The organism is Aeromonas sp. Lyrl_2 (assembly GCF_051948815.1).
Lineage (GTDB): Bacteria > Pseudomonadota > Gammaproteobacteria > Enterobacterales > Aeromonadaceae > Aeromonas > Aeromonas veronii.
Map to the genome: position 1 here is coordinate 177,679 of NZ_JAYJLJ010000006.1, position 17,149 is coordinate 194,827.

General features: G+C 58.1%; 12 protein-coding genes. 3 read left to right on the forward strand and 9 right to left on the reverse strand.

Features of this window, described 5'->3' with window-relative positions:
• Window position 1: 1 nt before the first annotated feature.
• The gene (locus VF684_RS07510) at window positions 2-1,516 is read right to left on the reverse strand and encodes a KAP family P-loop NTPase fold protein (protein ID WP_440174066.1); all 1,515 of its coding nucleotides are present in this window, start codon (window positions 1,514-1,516) and stop codon (window positions 2-4) included.
• A gap of 354 nt (window positions 1,517-1,870) precedes the next feature.
• Between VF684_RS07510 and VF684_RS07515 the strand changes: the two genes are divergently transcribed.
• Window positions 1,871-3,160, forward strand: coding sequence for a sensor domain-containing diguanylate cyclase (locus VF684_RS07515; protein ID WP_376898387.1), 1,290 nt, complete (start codon window positions 1,871-1,873; stop codon window positions 3,158-3,160).
• Window positions 3,161-3,245: 85 nt separating this feature from the next.
• On the opposite strand, the gene VF684_RS07520 is transcribed toward VF684_RS07515, so the two are convergent.
• Window positions 3,246-4,868 (reverse strand): acyl-CoA synthetase, encoded by a 1,623-nt coding sequence (locus VF684_RS07520; RefSeq protein ID WP_376898389.1) that lies wholly within the window; start codon window positions 4,866-4,868, stop codon window positions 3,246-3,248.
• Between the two features lie 665 nt (window positions 4,869-5,533).
• On the opposite strand from VF684_RS07520, the gene VF684_RS07525 reads away from it, so the two are divergent.
• Window positions 5,534-7,060, forward strand: a complete 1,527-nt coding sequence (locus VF684_RS07525; RefSeq protein WP_376898391.1) for a YfcC family protein — start codon at window positions 5,534-5,536, stop codon at window positions 7,058-7,060.
• 62 nt (window positions 7,061-7,122) lie between these two features.
• Here the strand turns inward: VF684_RS07525 and VF684_RS07530 are convergent, their stop codons facing one another.
• Complete coding sequence (locus tag VF684_RS07530) at window positions 7,123-7,311, reverse strand: hypothetical protein (protein WP_005345660.1); 189 nt, start codon at window positions 7,309-7,311, stop codon at window positions 7,123-7,125.
• Window positions 7,312-7,812: 501 nt separating this feature from the next.
• Here VF684_RS07530 and VF684_RS07535 point away from each other — a divergent pair.
• On the forward strand, window positions 7,813-8,352 hold the full coding sequence (locus VF684_RS07535; protein ID WP_043820378.1) for a glycine zipper 2TM domain-containing protein: 540 nt from the start codon (window positions 7,813-7,815) through the stop codon (window positions 8,350-8,352).
• Window positions 8,353-8,466: 114 nt separating this feature from the next.
• Here VF684_RS07535 and xdhC read toward each other — a convergent pair whose 3' ends face one another.
• The 6 genes from xdhC to VF684_RS07565 form a co-directional block, all read right to left on the reverse strand.
• Window positions 8,467-8,952 (reverse strand): xanthine dehydrogenase iron sulfur-binding subunit XdhC, encoded by a 486-nt coding sequence (gene xdhC / locus VF684_RS07540; RefSeq protein ID WP_376898393.1) that lies wholly within the window; start codon window positions 8,950-8,952, stop codon window positions 8,467-8,469.
• The gene (xdhB, locus tag VF684_RS07545) at window positions 8,949-9,827 is read right to left on the reverse strand and encodes a xanthine dehydrogenase FAD-binding subunit XdhB (RefSeq protein WP_376898395.1); all 879 of its coding nucleotides are present in this window, start codon (window positions 9,825-9,827) and stop codon (window positions 8,949-8,951) included. The genes xdhC and xdhB overlap by 4 nt, the downstream gene beginning before the upstream one ends.
• Window positions 9,820-12,138 (reverse strand): xanthine dehydrogenase molybdenum-binding subunit XdhA, encoded by a 2,319-nt coding sequence (gene xdhA, locus VF684_RS07550; protein ID WP_376898397.1) that lies wholly within the window; start codon window positions 12,136-12,138, stop codon window positions 9,820-9,822. Before xdhA ends, xdhB begins: the two co-directional genes overlap by 8 nt.
• Window positions 12,139-12,528: 390 nt before the next feature.
• On the reverse strand, window positions 12,529-13,830 hold the full coding sequence (locus VF684_RS07555) for an NCS2 family permease (RefSeq protein WP_180343373.1): 1,302 nt from the start codon (window positions 13,828-13,830) through the stop codon (window positions 12,529-12,531).
• A 396-nt stretch (window positions 13,831-14,226) separates the two neighbouring features.
• The gene (gene guaD / locus VF684_RS07560) at window positions 14,227-15,543 is read right to left on the reverse strand and encodes a guanine deaminase (RefSeq protein ID WP_139440829.1); all 1,317 of its coding nucleotides are present in this window, start codon (window positions 15,541-15,543) and stop codon (window positions 14,227-14,229) included.
• Between the two features lie 52 nt (window positions 15,544-15,595).
• Window positions 15,596-17,119, reverse strand: coding sequence for a nucleobase:cation symporter-2 family protein (locus VF684_RS07565; protein ID WP_139440830.1), 1,524 nt, complete (start codon window positions 17,117-17,119; stop codon window positions 15,596-15,598).
• Between the last annotated feature and the right edge of the window lie 30 nt (window positions 17,120-17,149).

The following is a 17,149-nucleotide window of genomic DNA, read 5'->3' on the forward strand; positions in this document are numbered from 1 at the left end:
TTTAGTCAAGATGCACAGCCAGCTCAACCAAATTTTTATACGTTGTTAAACGTCGCTCCAATAGTGAGAGTTCCTTTTCTGCCAAAATAGTATTTTCTTCTACAGTCAAATTTCGCATTCGCTTAACACAATCTTTTGCTAACGTGATAAAACGATATGAACACTCATCATCTGAAGTCGATTTCAATAGACTTTCATAAGAAATGGCTAACATATTTTTTAATGAAACCATATATGTTCCATCTATAAAAGGATTTAGATATCGTTCATGTTCGACATCCTCAATATAACTTCCTATTGCACTCCCTGCTTTTATAAAACATTGAAAATGTTGTTCTTCATACTCACTTGTAAGAGTATTGAAACCTTTTAGCTTAGGATGGTTATCTGTCGTAGGCATTTTGCCATCCGCTACAGCACGATAATCTCCATTGCGTTTCTCGCAAAGAGAGAACATGTAAACAAGAAAAATCAGATTTAATGTGCAACCTTGGAAATTTACGATTGACGCGATCGTTCGATCCAACACTTGCTCTGTTTTTCTTAAGCTCAATGAAAAATGATCACAAACAGCTGTCAATACATTTACCAACACTTGGCTATCAGTGATCTCAGGCCATACGTTGACATGCTCAAAATGCAATTTTTTATCTACAATTGCCTGCTGAATAAACTCTCGCCGAGAGATACTGCCTAACGTAAATCGTCTATGAAAAAATCGGCCAAGATAACTTTCTGCATCAAAACCATCGCCATAAATTACCTTGATAGCATGCTGTAACTGCTCGGTATCCGTGGCCAGTACAAACACCACGCGCTTAATATCAAAGATATGCTTGATAGTCTCCAGCATTTCTACCGCATAGGAGGGACGGCAGCGATCCAGTTCATCAATCAAAATAAAGGCGGGATAGTCCAGTTCTCCGTTACCTAATCCAACAACCCCTTCCACCCATTGCCTTATCTCTTGTTTAAGATACTGAATAGATTCATAACGCTCTTTGTGATTGCTACAAAGCGTATCAACCAGCTTATCTGCATCTTCGCCTTCCACAGAAAAATCACTATCTTCCCATCCAGCTTTTTTAATGGCTGACTTGAGCACCAATTTCCCGCCCACTTTGAGCAAACCCAATAGTTTGGACTTGATGCCATCAGGTATTGCAACCTTATTTCCTGTTGCATCTTTCAATTGATCGATAATCGACGAAATAACCGTCAATAAAGGATCATCGGAAAAATCCTGCTGCCAGGCATCGATATAGACGGTGGGATAGTGCGCTTTCAGCTCCATATACCAGCGCTTGATAAACCAGGTTTTACCCGCCCCCCACTCGGCATTGAGGTTAAGCACATAGTTGCGCTGCTTGCCTTCGGCGGCCAGGTAGTTGGTCAGAAACTCTGCATAGCGGGCACGATCAAGCCGATCGGCACTCAAGATCTCTTCGCTACCCGCAATGGCCCCCGGCCCGTCCCACTGAACGACGTCATCCCAATTAAACGGTGCCACTGCCATCTCGAATCTCTCCATATTGCGTTGCTGAGGATGATATCAGGGGCACAGTGAAAATAGTTTGATTAAAGACCTGTTTGTTGCCCTTTCTGCCGCTCGGGCTGGCGTATTTGACTGCCGGGCAATTGCTCTGCTGCTGGCCCACGATGCCGGGCCGATATAGGTGGGACGGTTATCTGCATAGCCACGGACTCAGTTGATTTCCTTTGACCACACCAACGATGACAATCGTGTGACATGGCGCAGATCCTGCGGAAATAAACGCGAAACATGGCCTGTGAAGTGCTTAATTTAAACCGTTGGTACATATATTCGCGCTGTATACAACGATGCCCTTAACCAAGGATGGTTAGCCCCATGAAGGATGAGCCCTTCTCTATCCAGTTACAGCATGAGCTGGATCACCTCAAAGCCATCTTCAACGAGACGGACGCCTACATGTTTACCAAGGATCTGGCGGGCTGTTACACCTATGCCAATCAGGCGGTGCTGGATCTCTTTGGCTGCACCCTCGCCGAGTTGCAGGGGCAGGATGATCGGGCTTTTTTTGATCTCGAATTCTCGGATGCGATTCAGCGCAACGATCAACTGGTACTGGAGCAGCAGCTTGCCCTCGCCCAAGAGGAGGTCAACTACCTCAAAACCACCGGGGAAAAGCGCTGCTACTGGACTGTCAAAAAGCCCATGTATGACCGGGATGGCAACCTGATCGGCCTGTGCGGCATCTCCACCGATATCACCGAACACAAGCTGATTGAGGCCCGCATGGCGGAGCAGCATCAGCTGCTGGAGCTCATCCTCGCCAATGTGGATGCCCATATCTATATGAAGGACAGCCTGCACCGCTTTCTCTACGTCAACCAAAAGGTCGCCGATCTGCTGGGCCTTCCTGCCGAGCAGATCATCAACCGGCGCGATGACGAGGTAATCCCCGCGGCCAGCGCCTGCCAGCTGTGGCGGCTGGACAACCGGGTATTCGAAACCGGCGAGCTGCAAGCCGGGGAAGAGATGTTGACCGATCCCGAGGGAAATCAGCACTACTACTGGTCGGTCAAGGTGCCCTTTCTGCTGGGGGATGGCACCCCCACCCTGATCGGTATCTCCTCCGACATTACCGAACTGCACCAGCTCAAGGAGCAGCTGCACCAACAGTCGGTGCGCGATGGCCTCACCGGTCTCTACAACCGCCGTTTCTTTTTCGAACTGTGCGAGAAGAACCTCAGTCTGGACATGCGCCACCACCTCACCTCGGTGCTGATGGTGCTGGATGTGGATCAGTTTAAGTGCATCAACGATCGCTTCGGTCACCCCCTTGGGGATAGCGCGCTGGTGCATCTGGGCAGGGTGATGCAATCGGTGCTGCGCAGCGAAGATGTGCTGGCCCGCATCGGCGGTGACGAGTTTGCCATCTTGCTGCCCAACACCACCCTCTCGGCCGCCACATCCCTGGCCGAGCGACTGCGCCTGCAGGTGATGCAAAGCCCGCTGCCCCTGCCCGATGGGGATAAGCTGGTCATCACCATCAGCGCCGGACTGGTGGAAAATGGCGAAGGGGAGCTGATGGAGAGCCTCTACGCCCGCGCCGATCAGATGCTCTATCAGGCCAAACAGAGCGGCCGCAACTGCGTTGCCTGCAAGGCTCCCTAGCACACCACGGGAGGGCCCGCAGCCCTCCAGCTCCCTCGTATCTCCCTCCTATGAATGGCTGTGCTGGCTCCTTACGAACAGGCTGCTACCCCAGCTGTTTGCGCAGCACGAATTTTTGCACCTTGCCGGTCGAGGTTTTCGGCAGCGGGGTAAAGATGATGCGTTTGGGGGCCTTGAAGTGGGCCATCTGCTCGCGGCAAAACACAATCAGTTCGGCCTGGGTGAGTTCGCGCCCCTCCTTGAGCTTGACGAAGGCGCAGGGCACCTCCCCCCATTTCTCGTCCGGCATGGCGATCACCGCCACCTCGTCCACATCGGGATGGCGATAGAGCACGTCCTCCACCTCCAGACTGGAGATGTTCTCCCCGCCCGAGATGATGATGTCCTTGGATCTGTCCTTGATCTCCACGTAACCGTCCGGGTGCCATACCGCCAGATCGCCGCTGCGAAACCACCCCTCCGCCATCGCCTCGGCGCTGGCAGAAGGATTCTTGAGATAGCCCTTCATCACCACATTGCCACGCAGCACGATTTCGCCCATGGTCTTGCCGTCCCGGGGGACCGGCTCGCCGCTGACCGGGTTGATGACCCGCATCTCCCCCTGCAGGGGTGAGGCCACCCCCTGGCGTGCTTTCAGACGCGACAGCGTGGTGGCATCCTGCCCTTGCCAGCTCTGCTGCGGCTCGCACAGCACGCAGGGGCCATAGGTTTCGGTGAGGCCGTAGACGTGGGTCACGGCGATCCCCATCGCCTCCATGCCGGCGATCACGGTGGCGGGGGGCGCCGCCCCTGCCGTCATCGCCTTGATGGGGTGATCGAGCCCGCGTTTGAGGGCAGGATCTGCGTTGTTGAGCATGTTGAGTACGATGGGGGCAGCGCAAAAATGGGTCACCTTGTGCGCGTGCAGCGCCTCATAGATGGCTGCCGCCTGCACATGGCGCAGGCAGATGCTCACCCCAGCCGTCGCCGCCAGGGTCCAGGGGAAGCACCAACCGTTGCAGTGAAACATCGGCAGGGTCCAGAGATAGGCGCTGTGCTTGGGCAGCTCCCAGGAGAGCACGTTGTTGACCGCATTGAGGTGGGCGCCGCGATGGTGATAGACCACCCCCTTGGGGTTGCCGGTGGTGCCGGAGGTGTAGTTGAGCGAGATCGCCTGCCACTCATCTTGCGGCAGCCAGCCTGGCTCATCCCCCCCCCCCTCTGCAAGAAACGCCTCATAGCTGAGGTCGCTGACCAGCTCCCCCTCCCGGTAGAGGGGATCGTCGATGGCGATGAGGAGCGGCGCGAGTTCAATCAATGCCAGCGCCTTGCGCACCACAGGGCCAAACTCCCTGTCCACCAGCACCACCTTGCTCTGGGCATGCTGAAAGATAAAAGCCATCGACTCGGCATCGAGCCGGGTATTAATGGTGTTCAGCACGGCGCCGCTCATGGGCACCCCGAAGTGTGCTTCAAACATCGCCGGGATATTGGGCGCAACGATGGAGACGGTATCCCCCTCCCCGATGCCGCGAAGCCGCAGGGCCGAGGCCAGCTGGCGGCAACGGCGGGCAGTCTCGCCCCAGCTCTGGCGTAGCGAGCCGTGGATCAGCGCCGGATAGTCAGGATAGACCCGCTCCGCCCGCCCCAAAAAGCTGATGGGGGTCAGGGCCTCAAAATTGGCGGCGGTTTTGGCAAGGTCGCGCTCATAGATGTTCAGCACTGTCATCGGATTCCTTCCTCACAGGTGGCACAAAACGGGCAGTTTCGGGATGATTCAGAGATCAGACAGCGACATGGGCATCCTGCCCGTCACTGGTCTCTTATGGGGATGACAGCCTAACAGCGAGCCTGCGGCGGCAGGTATTAGCAAAACGTCTTAGACAGGAGCTGCCGCCTACCAACAGGGCCCCCTGTTTTCGTTGCAAAAAATATTTCGTTACTGGAAAGCGTGCCATTTTTTTCACAGGCTGTTTTTGGCGAATAACGAAAAATGGCGATAATGGAATATTATTCCGTCAAAACTGCTTTATATGTCATTTCATTCATCTCGGCACGCACTATTTTCATGACCTTTATTTAAGGTAAACCGCATAAAACGAAAGCTGAAATAGTTATTGCATAATAACTTTTATTTCATATCAGCTGTTAAATCCATGGAAAATAAATTTTGTGAGCCATCCCATAAAGCGAGCATGGCACCATGTTCATTCAGCCACACACGGGTTACGGTTACAACGTGAAACAATCTACCGGATGTTCAATATCAGGCCAGATTTCTCGCCAATCACTACGCAATCCACAGTGAGTTTGCGTACCTTGGATGTATGACGTAGAAACCCTATCGACCCGATATTCCGCCGAGCCCAAACCTGCTTTATCAAGGAGCATTTTATGTGTGCCGTGCCGAATACAACACCACGCAGACAATTCCCTACTGCATTTACCATTCTGTTTCTTATTATGTTGCTGGCCATTGCGCTGACCTGGATAATTCCGGCGGGTGCCTATGCCAAGCTTTCTTATAATCCGGCCAGTGAAAGCCTGATGGTCAATAGCCCACAGGGGGAAATTAGCCGACTTCCCGCAACCCAGGATGCCCTGGCAAAACTCAATATCAATATCGCGGTAGAGCAATTTACCAACGGCACCATCCGCAAGCCCATCGCCATTCCCGGCACCTATGCACGGCTGGAGCAAGCGCCCAAGGGGCTCGGTGACGTGGCAGTCAGCATGGTCAAGGGCACCATAGAGGGGGCGGATATCATCGTCTTTATTCTGGTGCTCGGGGGGCTGATCGGCGTCATCAACAAGACAGGTGCCTTCAGTGCAGGGCTAGTGGCGTTGTCGCGAAAGACCCGGGGCAACGAGTTCCTGTTTGTGGCGCTGGTCTGCTTCGTAATGGCGCTGGGAGGCACCACCTGCGGACTGGAGGAAGAGGCGGTCGCCTTCTACCCCATACTGGTACCCATCTTTCTGGCGCTCGGCTATGACTCCATCGTCTGCGTAGGGGCCATCTTCCTCGCCGCCTCCATGGGAACCACCTTCTCCACCATCAATCCCTTCTCAGTGGTGATCGCCTCCAATGCCGCCGGCATTCCCTTTACCGAGGGGCTGATCTTTCGCGCCATTGGCTGTCTGGTGGGCACCCTGGTGGTGATCGGTTATCTCTACTGGTACTGCAAGAAGATCAAGGCCAACCCTGCCTTCTCCTACACCTATGAGGACAGAGAGAGTTTTCGCGCCCGTTTTCTCAAAGAGGGCTCTATGGACGAAGGGGTGCCCTTCACCCTGCGCCGCAAGATCATTCTGACCCTGTTTATCCTCGCCTTCCCGCTGATGGTGTGGGGCGTCTCCATGGCCGGTTGGTGGTTCCCGCAGATGGCGGCCTCCTTCCTGACCATCGCCATCATCATCATTTTTATCTCGGGTCTCAAAGAGAAAGAGGCTGTCGAGGCCTTTACTCAGGGGGCGTCGGAGCTGGTGGCCGTTTCGCTCATCATCGGGCTGGCACGGGGAGTCAATCTGGTGCTGGATCAGGGGATGATCTCGGACACCATTCTGGCCTACGCCTCCGATCTGGTCTCCGGCATGCACGGCGCCGTGTTCGCGGTGGCGCAGATGCTGGTGTTCACCCTGCTGGGGCTGGTGGTGCCCTCCTCCTCGGGGCTCGCAGTGCTCTCCATGCCCATCATGGCGCCGCTGGCAGATACCGTGATGATCCCCCGCTATATCGTGGTGTCGGCCTACAACTGGGGGCAATACGCCATGTTGTTTCTGGCCCCCACCGGACTGGTGCTGGTCACTCTGCAGATGCTCGGCATCCAGTTCAACAAGTGGGTCAAGTTCGTGCTGCCCATGGTGGGTTTTGTGCTGGGATTTGGCGCCCTGATGCTGGTGGTGCAAGTGATGTTGGCCTGATGGGCCTGTGATACATGAGTGACAACACCCCGAGCCTGGCGCGGGGTGTTCTTTTGTCAGTCTTAGTGACGCACCCGCCCCTGCTGGCGGAAGCAGTAGAGCTTGAGGCTGATGTCGGCGATATCGGCAGGAAGCTCCTCTCCCTGCTCGGCCAGGGGCCGGTAGAGGGATGAGAGCAGACGTTCGGCCTGCTGCACCGTAATGATGTTGGCCTGGATGGCCGGGGTGATCCAGCTGGGTAACATTGACATATCTCCCCCTCGTTGATCCGGTGATCTCGGGTGAACATCTTCATTTCAGGTCTTACGCAGTTGTCTGCCGACCCGTTCACCCTTTGCTTCACCCAATCAAAGCAAAATGCTTGCCGTGATCTCTTATCGGCCAACATCCGATGGGGCTGGAGCCATTTATCAATTACTTGCGTGGCCATCTCAACGAACAGAGCCCTTGCTCAAGGCCTCCCTTGACCTGTCCCCGTCAGCACTTTGCCACTCTGGCATTCTGCTCACCGCCCGCCTTGCAAATTGCGACTCGAATTGCTCCTTATCACACAAGCAAAGCCCGCCATGCGCCGGAAACTGGTCACTTTTAGTTCGTTGTCGCCAAAGTCAGACACTTTTTTGTGGTGGCTATTTTTTGACCTTGCCAGCGCCTGTCGCAGGCCCATCCCCCTCGCCTTGTCCGGCCAACCGGTTATGACAAGATGGCGCCAGATTGGAACAGCCCGTATGGGTATGCAGGAGAACAACAAGATGAACAGATCCATGATGGCAGGTATCGGTATTGGCATCGCCTCGGCCCTGGCGCTCTCGGCGGCGGCCAGCGGCTCCCTCTTTACACCCCAGCCCACCTTTGCCGAGGTGATCGCCAGCAAGCCGATCACCGAGACCATCAAGACTCCCCGCCAGGAGTGTCGCAACGTCACCGTGACTCACCGCAAGCCGGTACAGGATGAGCACAAGATCCTCGGCACCGTGGTGGGCGCGGCGCTGGGTGGCGTGGTCGGCCACCAGTTTGGCGGCGGCAGCGGCAAGAAGGTGGCTACCGCCGCCGGGGCGGTCGCGGGAGGTTATGCCGGCAATCAGGTGCAGGGCAATATGCAGGCGGGGGATACCTACACCACCACCGAACAGCGCTGCAAAACCGTGCAGGATACGAGCGTCAACACCATAGGTTATGACGTGACCTATCGCCTCGCAGGTCAGGAGGGGGTGATCCGCATGAAGCAAGCCCCCGGTGCCACCATTCCGGTCAAAGATGGCAAATTGGTGATCGAACAGCCAAAAGTGTGAGGTCTCCTGGCCCCACTCAGCAGCAGGCCCGCCTCTTTCGAGGCGGGCCTGTGTTTTGGGCGGCTTGTTTCCTTTCTTAAACAACGGCACGTACCACTCACGGCCCCCGAACTATCACCCCTTGCAGCACTTCTTCACCGCCCGCACCACGTTCTGATACCCGGTGCAGCGGCACAGATTCCCCGACAGCCCGCGGCGGATCTCCGCATCGGTCAGCGGACGACGTTCGGTCTTGTCGAGCAGGGCGGCGCTCGCCATCACGAGGCCCGGGGTACAAAAACCGCACTGCACCGCCCCCTCGTCGATAAAGGCCTGCTGCACGTCGGAGAGATCATTGCCTTTGCGCTCCCCCTCCACGGTGCGAATAGATTTGCCATCGGCCCAGACCGCCAGATAGAGGCAGCTGTCGATGGCAGTGCCATCCACCCGCACGGTACAGGCGCCGCACTCACCGACACTGCACCCCTCTTTCACACTGATCAGCCCCTGCCCGCGCAGGAAGTGGAGCAGCGACATGGTGGGCGGCACTGCATAGGAGTAAGGCTTGCCGTTGATCTCGCACTGGATCTCCACGGCAGGACAGCTTTGCGGTTGCATCATAGGATCTTCCCTCCGGCACGTTCGACTGCGCAGGCGACCACCCGCTGCGCCAGGGTTTTGATAAGGTGCAGGCGAAATTCCTTTTCAGCCCGCCAGGAGGAACGCGGCGCCACATCGGCCACCACCGCCTCGGCAATCGCTGCCAGTGTGGCGCGAGTCAGGGGCTGCCCTTCAGCTGCAGCCTCCGCATGCGGCGTTCGGATCGGGGTCGGGGCCGCCACCCCGTAGGCCAGCCGTAGACGCTTGAAGTGACCATCCTCAATCTGGCAGTAGGCGGCGCAGCCGATGGTGGCGATATCCATGGCATCGCGCATGGCGTATTTGAAGTAGTGGGAGCCCACCTGGGGGTGCGCGTCCGGGGCAAAGTGAAACGCCACCAGGATCTCCGCCGGTTGCAGCGCCACCTTGCCGGGGCCGGTATGAAAACCGGCGATGGGGATGCGGCGTGTGCCATCGGGCCCCGCAATTTCAAGCTCTGCTTCCAGCGCGACAGTCGGCGCTGCCGAGTCAGCACTGGTAGCGCCGTTGCAGATATTGCCGCCATAGGTGGCGACGTTGCGGATCTGCGGGCCGGCGATGGTAGCGGCCGCCTCGGCCAACATTGGCAGGCGGCGCTGCACCAGTTCGTTTTCAATCAGCTCGGTAAAGGTGGTGCCGGAGCCGATACGGATCGATCCGTCCGGCAACTCGCTCACCCCTTTGAGTTCGGGCAAGTCGTGAATATCGACGATATGGCGATAGACGGCGTTGAGGTGATGAAGCTGGATCATCACATCGGTACCACCGGCCAAGAGGCGCGCCTCGGGGTCGGCCTGGCGCAGGGCGACGGCCTCGGCCACGCTGTGCGCCTTGTAGTAACGGGCAATATCAAACATGGTGTTGCTCCTCCCCTGATCCCTCGCCAATCAAACCCGCCGCGACAAACTCCCGGAACAGGGTTTTGGGGGTGATGGGCAACTCGTTGATGGCCACCCCGGTCGCCATTCGAATGGCGTTACGGATGGCGGGGCCCGGCGAGATGATGGGCGGTTCCCCCAGTGATTTGTGGCCATAGACCGACTGGGGCTCATAGGTCTGCACGAAGTCGCATTCAAGCTCCGGCAAATCCAGCATGGTGGGGAACTTGTAGTCGAGCAGGTTGGGATTGCGCACCACGCCGCTCTTGGCATCGATGATCATCTCCTCGAACAGCGACCAGCCGATCCCCATCCCCATGCCGCCATGCACCTGTCCCTCCGCCAGTTGCGGGTTAAGGATCTTGCCCGCATCGTGCAGGTTAATGATGCGATTGATAGTCACCTTGCAGAGATCGATATCGACGCTGAGATCGACAAAGGTGCAGCCAAAGCTAGGCGGGTTGGTGGTGGTCTTGTGGGAGACCTCGGAGGTGATCTGACCGCCGATAGTGAGGTGGTAGTAGGCGTTGACCGACACTTCGGCGACGCTGATCAGTACCTTGTCCGGTGCGCCAGCCAGCACCACGTAGCCGTCGATCAGGGTGAGGGATCCTACATCCTGATGACAGAGCTGGGCCGCCAGCGACAAAATGCGGGCCCGCAACTGCAGCGCCGCCTGATGGATGGCGGGGGCCGCCACATAGCTCTGACGCGAGGCGAACGAGCCAGGATCATAGGCGGTGATGTCGGTATCCTGAGTCGAGATGACCCGGATCTGCTCAAACGGAATGCCCAATGTCTGGGCCGCCATCTGGGCAAAGACAGTGTCCGACCCCTGCCCTATCTCGGTGGCGCCGATCTGCAGATTGACGGTGCCATCCTGATTGAGCAGCATGCGGGCACCGGCGATCTCCACCCCCACCGGATAGGTGTTGGAGCCGTAGCTAAAGCACGCAACCCCGATGCCGCGCCGCACCCTAAGGTGAGGATCCTGCCCCAGACACTCGGCCTTGAGTCGATCCCACTCGAACATCTCGCGGCCACGCAGCAGGCAGTCGGGCAGACCAGCGCTGTAGATGGTCTTCTGGTTGACCTGATTGACATCCCCTTCCCGCGCCACGTTGGCGATCCGCACATCGAGCGGATCCAGCCCCAGTTCGGCGCAGGCATCATCCAGCATGCACTCGAGGGCAAAAATCACCTGGGGCGCGCCGTAACCGCGCATGGCACCAGCGGTGGGCAGGTTGCTGTAGAAGGTCTTGGCGTCATAACCGAAGGCGCTGCGCGGATAGAGGTAGCTGATCTTGTTGCCCCCGGCGCTGGCGATGGAGTGGCCGTGAGAGGCATAGCCGCCGGTGTTGGAGAGCACGTCGAGCTGATAGCCCTTGAGGATGCCATCGCGGTTGAGGCCCATCTTGCCATCGATGGCAAAGCCGTGGCGGGTGCGGGAGGCAAAAAAGCACTCCTCCCGGCTCAAGGTCACCTTGACCGGCACACCGCCGAGTTTGTAGCTCAAAAACGCTGCCATCGGCTCTTCCAGCACATCCTGCTTGTTGCCAAAGCCGCCGCCCATATAGGGTTTGATCACTCGCACGCTAGACCAGGGCAGGCCGAGGGATTTGGCCACCCGGCTGCGCACAATCTGGGGGATCTGGGTACTGCTGACGACGATGATGTGGTCCGGTTGATCCATATAGGCGTAGCAGGTCACCGTCTCCAGATGGCAGTGCTGCACCACAGGCGTCCGGTAGTGCGCCTGAAATTGCAGGTCAGCGGAGGCAATGGCCTGCTCCGGGTCATTGGCGCGAAGCTGGCTTTGGCGCAGCAGATTGCCGCTCGGGTGGATGGGATAGGCTCCGTCGGCAAGGGCACTTTCGGCATCCGTCATCACTGGCAGCGGCTCGTAAGTCACCTTGACCAGCGCGGCCGCTTTTTCGGCAACCAGCGGATCGCGCGCCACGACTATGGCGACCCCATCGCCAAAGTGGCGTACATGGTCGGTGAGCAGACGGCGGTCTTTCACATCCCGTTTCGCCTCATCGAGAGACCAGGCGTGACCGGCGGTGCGAAAACAGGTGGTGGGGACATCTTCATGGGTAAACACGGCTTCGACCCCGTGCAGGGCCAGCGCTTCGGTCGCATCGATGGCAAGCACCTTGCCGTGGGCAATATTGCTTCGCACGTACTTGGCGTGGCGCATCCCGAGCATGATGTTGTCATCGGTATAGCGAGCGCTGCCGGTCACCTTGGCCTCGGCATCCACCCGCTTGAGCGGTAATCCTATGGACATATGCAAGTCCTTTTTCGAATGGAAAAATCTGGAACCGGCATAAAAAACAGCAAGATATGCGCCTGTTTCCCGCCATCGTCAGGAGAATGGGGAGAAGTGTGAAGGGGATCCCATCTAGCCTGCTTTTGTTGGCTCGCAGCGACAAGCCAAGGGCAGCCCCTGAGCAAACGGGGCCCGTCGGCGGTGAAAAAAACGGCAAAGCGAGGAGAGCAAGGGTGGAAGCCTATCAATCTGGTAGAGGGATTTATCAAAATGGTATCGCGATGAATCCCCCAACTGCGGAGACGGCCGAGGCGTGATAGCCAGCCAAGGCAGGCTGATCAACACAGGGATAAAATAGCAGACATAAAAATGGGGCCGCCAGAGCGACCCCAAACGGGCGGGTTATCCCTAAATAGCCCACCCTCCAGCATAAAAGAGCACCAGCGCCAGGGCGATGACCACGGTGCCGACGTTGAGCTTGTGCCACTCCTTCGAGCAGATGCGGCCGATCACCAGCGAGCTGAAGCCAAGCATGATGCCGGTCACGATGTTGCAGGTGAGCACGATAAAGACGGCGCACACCAACCCGGACATGGCCCCGACAAAGTCATCGAAATCGAGCTTGGTGACGTTGCTCAGCATCAAGAGCCCCACATACATCAGGGCCGGTGCAGTGGCATAGGCGGGCACAAGATAGGAGAGCGGCGAGAGGAACAGCATCAGCAGGAACAGGCCGCCGACCACGGTCGCGGTCAGGCCGGTTTTGCCTCCCGCCGCCGTGCCCGCCGCCGATTCGATATAGACGGCAGCGGGGGCCGCCCCCACCAGACTGGAGAAGATGCTGCTGACCGAGTCGGCACTGAGCGCCTTGCCGCTGTTGATGATGTGACCATCCTTATCAAGCAGGTTGGCCTGCCCCGCCACGGCGCGGATGGTACCGGTGGCATCGAATACCGCCGTCATCACCAGCGCCAGCACGCTGGGCAACACCAGCGGCGAGAGGGCCCCCATGATATCCAGACTGAAGATGAGGGACTTGCCCTGATCGTCCGAGAGGCTCGGCAGGGCGAACAATCCCTGATACTTCACCGCCGGATCGAAAATCAGGCCGAAGATTGAGATGGCGATAATCACCAGCAAGATCCCCCCCGGTACTCGCAGCTTCTCCAGCCCGAAGATCACCGCAAGGCCGATCAGGGACATGATGACCGGCATGGAGGTAAAAGCCCCCAGCGCCACCGGCAGCCCCTCCAGCGGGTTCTTGATCACCAGCCCCACCCCGTTGGCGGCAATAAGCAGCAGGAAGAGACCGATACCGATGCCGGTACCGTGGGCAATCCCCATGGGCAGGTTGTCGAGGATCCAGCTACGCACCCCGGTCACCGAGATGGCGGTAAACAGCACCCCCATCAGGAATACGGCCCCCAGCGCCACCGGAATGGGGATCTGCTGCCCCAGCACCAGACTGAAGGCGGTAAACGCCGTGAGGGAAATAGCGCAGCCGATGGCCATCGGCAACTTGGCCCAGAGCCCCATCAAGAGCGAACCGAACCCCGCCACCAGGCAGGTGGCGACAAACACGGCGCCGGGAGGAAAGCCCGCCTTGCCGAGCATGCTCGGCACCACGATCACCGAGTAGACCATGGCAAGGAAGGTGGTGAGGCCCGCCAGCACCTCCTGTCTGACGTTGCTGCCCCGCTCGCTGATCATAAAGTAGCGATCAAGAGCCGTGAGCGGCTGTTGCTTTGGTGCGCTCTGGCTGGCGTCATCATTGGCCAGCTGTTCCACGCTGTTTGTCCTGCTGTTTGCTTGGGTCATACCCAACTCCTTCACACGCGCCTGAATGTTCCATGACGAAATGGCGACAGGATCTGCGGGTCTGCCTCGCGCCAGTCTGATGAGAAACAGGCGATGCTGGCAGAGGATGCGACAGACAGACCAGGGCAGGCAGCCTTGACTCAAACGTTTGCCTTGCTGGTCAAAAAAACCGGGCCATTTCACGTTCTATGCGGGGAGATCCCCTGTGGTGCGGCAAGACTGGCGTCCCGTGGGGCACGCCAGCCGCCGTATTCGTTGGGGCTGCGCCGCGGCAGCCCACTCCAGCCCCTACCCCCGTTCATGCACCAGTTGGCCATCCACATAGGTGCGGTAGATGGATCTGTCATCCCCCAGGGTCAACAGCACAAAGAGCTTGTCCCGCAGGGTGGTGGAGTTGTCATAACGCAGCTGCTGCAACGGGGTGGCGACCGGGTCGAGCACCACGAAGTCCGCCTCCTTGCCCACCGCAAAGCTGCCGATCTTCTCGTCCAGCCCCAGCGAATGGGCGCCGCCCAGGGTGGCCAGATAGAAGGCCTGATAGGCCGATAGCCGCTCGCCCTGCAGTTGCATCACCTTGTAGGCCTCGTTGAGGGTCTGCAGCATGTTGAAGGTGGTGCCGGCGCCGATGTCGGTGCCCATCCCCACCTTCACCTGCTTGCGCCACGCCTTGTGCAGCTTGAAGAGACCGCTGCCCAGATAAAGATTCGATGTGGGGCAGAAGGCGATGGTGGAGCCGGTCTCCTTCAGGCAATCCCACTCCTGCTCTTCCAGATGGACGCAGTGGGCAAACACGCAGTTGTGGCCGGTCAGGCCATGCTGGTGATAGACATCGAGATAACCCTTGTGCGCCGGGAAAAGAGATTTGACCCAGGCGATCTCATCCTTGTTCTCGCACAGATGGGTGTGCAGATAGGTGGTGGGATACTCTTCGCGCAGTCGCCGCGCCATCGCCAGCTGCTCGGGTGTCGAGGTGGGTGCAAATCGTGGTGTGATGGCATAGAGCAGGCGACCATTGCCGTGCCAGCGCTCAATAAGCTGCTTGCTCTGCACATAGCTGCTCTCGGCGGTATCGAGCAGATAATCGGGCGCATTGCGATCCATCATTACCTTGCCGGCGATCATCCGCATATTGATACGGCTGGCCGCCTCGAACAGGGCGTCTACCGACTCGGGGTGCACTGTGCCGAACACCAGCGCCGTGGTAGTGCCGTTACGCAGCAACTGCTTGATAAAGAAGGTGGACATCTCGCGGGCATATTCGAGATCGTTGTAGCGCCGCTCGGCCGGGAAGGTGTGGCGGTTGAGCCACTCCAGCAGTTGCTCGCCATAGGCCCCTACCATCTCGCTCTGGGGATAGTGAATGTGGGTATCGACAAAGCCCGGCACTATCATCTTGCCGCGGTAATCCCGCACCCGCACTTCGGTCGGAATGCGATCCTTGCCCTCCTCCCACTCACCGAACCAGTCGATGCAACCGTTGCGAATGATCAGCAGACCATCCTCGATAAGGCGGGCGTTGGACTCAATCTCCTCGGGCTGATCCACCACCCGGGTGATATCGAAGAAGCTGCCGCGTACCGCTTTGACAGAGTTGTCGTTTTTCATAACCGTTTCCCTGTTTTTCTTGTTCTGTTGACGTTTTTTGCCGGTTTAACCGTCAGATCCGTTCCACTTGTGGCGCCACCGCCTGCCCGGGCACTGGCTCTGGTGAACCCTCCCCCTTGCTGGCCGATGGCTGGCCCACACTGCGGGCGGTAAAGCTCACATCCGGCTTGTCGCTCAGCTGGATCACTTCAACCGCCTCTGCATCCCTGACGGCCGCCTTGCGTTTGCGGCTTTGCGGCAGCACCAGATTCATGATGATGGCGGTTATGCCGCCGGCGCAGATGGGATTCTCCACCAGCATGTAGATACCCGCAGGCAGCACCTTGAAGACGTTCGGGTCATAGGAAACACCGAGCCCAAGACCCAGCGAGGTGGCGACAATCAGGGTCTCCCGCCGATCGAAACCGTGGCTGATGATGATGCGACCACCGGCGATGGCGATCATCGAGAACATGATGACCATGGCGCCCCCCATCACAGGTGACGGTATGGTGGTAAAGAAGCGCCCTACTACGGGGAAAAGCCCCAGCAGCACCAGGATGACGGCGATAAACTTGCCCACATGGCGTGAGGCCACCCCGGTCATCTGGATGACGCCGTTGTTCTGGGCAAAGGTGGTGAGCGGCAAAGAGCCGAGTGCCGAGGCAATGACCGAGACCAGACCATCAGCCAGCACGCCGCCGGAGAGCCGTTTTTGAAATTCAGGCCCCTGAATATCCCGGTGGGAGACCATGGCGGTGGCGGTGATGTCACCCACCGCCTCCAGCACGCTCAACAGATAGATGGTGCCCGCCAACATAAAGGCGTGAAAATCGAAGGAGAAACCGTACTTGAACGGGATAGGCACCGTAATAAGCGGCAGGTTCTCAAGGGCGGAGAAATCCACCATACCGAGCATCAGGGCCACCGCATAACCCACCATCAGGCCGATGGCAATGCCGCTCATCCGCAGCAGCGGGCTTCGGCTGCAGTTGAAGGCGATGATGACGCAGAGCACCAAGAGCCCCAGCCCGATGTTCTCGTATTTGCCGAAGGTGCCGCTGCTCATGGCGGAGAAGCCGCCGCCAAAGTCGATGATCCCCACCTTGATAAGGCTCAGGCCAATCATCAGCACCACTACCCCGCTCACGGTCGGGGTGATCACCCGCTTGAGGTAGGGCAGCACAAAGGAGGAGCCCATCACCAGAAAGGCACCGACAAAGGAGACCCCGAGCAGGGTCGAGACGATCAGCTCCTCATGGATGCCATCTTTTTTCATGGCGCCGCCGAGCGCGATCATCACGGTGACGAAGGAGAAGTTGACCGACTGGATGGAGAGCAGCCCAGACCCGATGGGGCCATAACGGTTCACCTGCAGCCAGGTGCCGATACCGGAGGCGATCATCGCCATGGAGACCAGATAGGCGGTGATCTCGGTGGAGAGACCCAGGGCGCCGCCGACGATCAGCGCCGGGGTTACCATAGGAACAAAAATGGCCAGCAGATGGGTCACTGCGCCCATCAGGGTTTGATAAAACGGGGGTTTGTCTTCCAGCTCGTAAATGAGATCCGAGTGCTTGCGTGTTGTTTTAGACATCGTGTTTGTCCCATCACACAGAATGTAGGC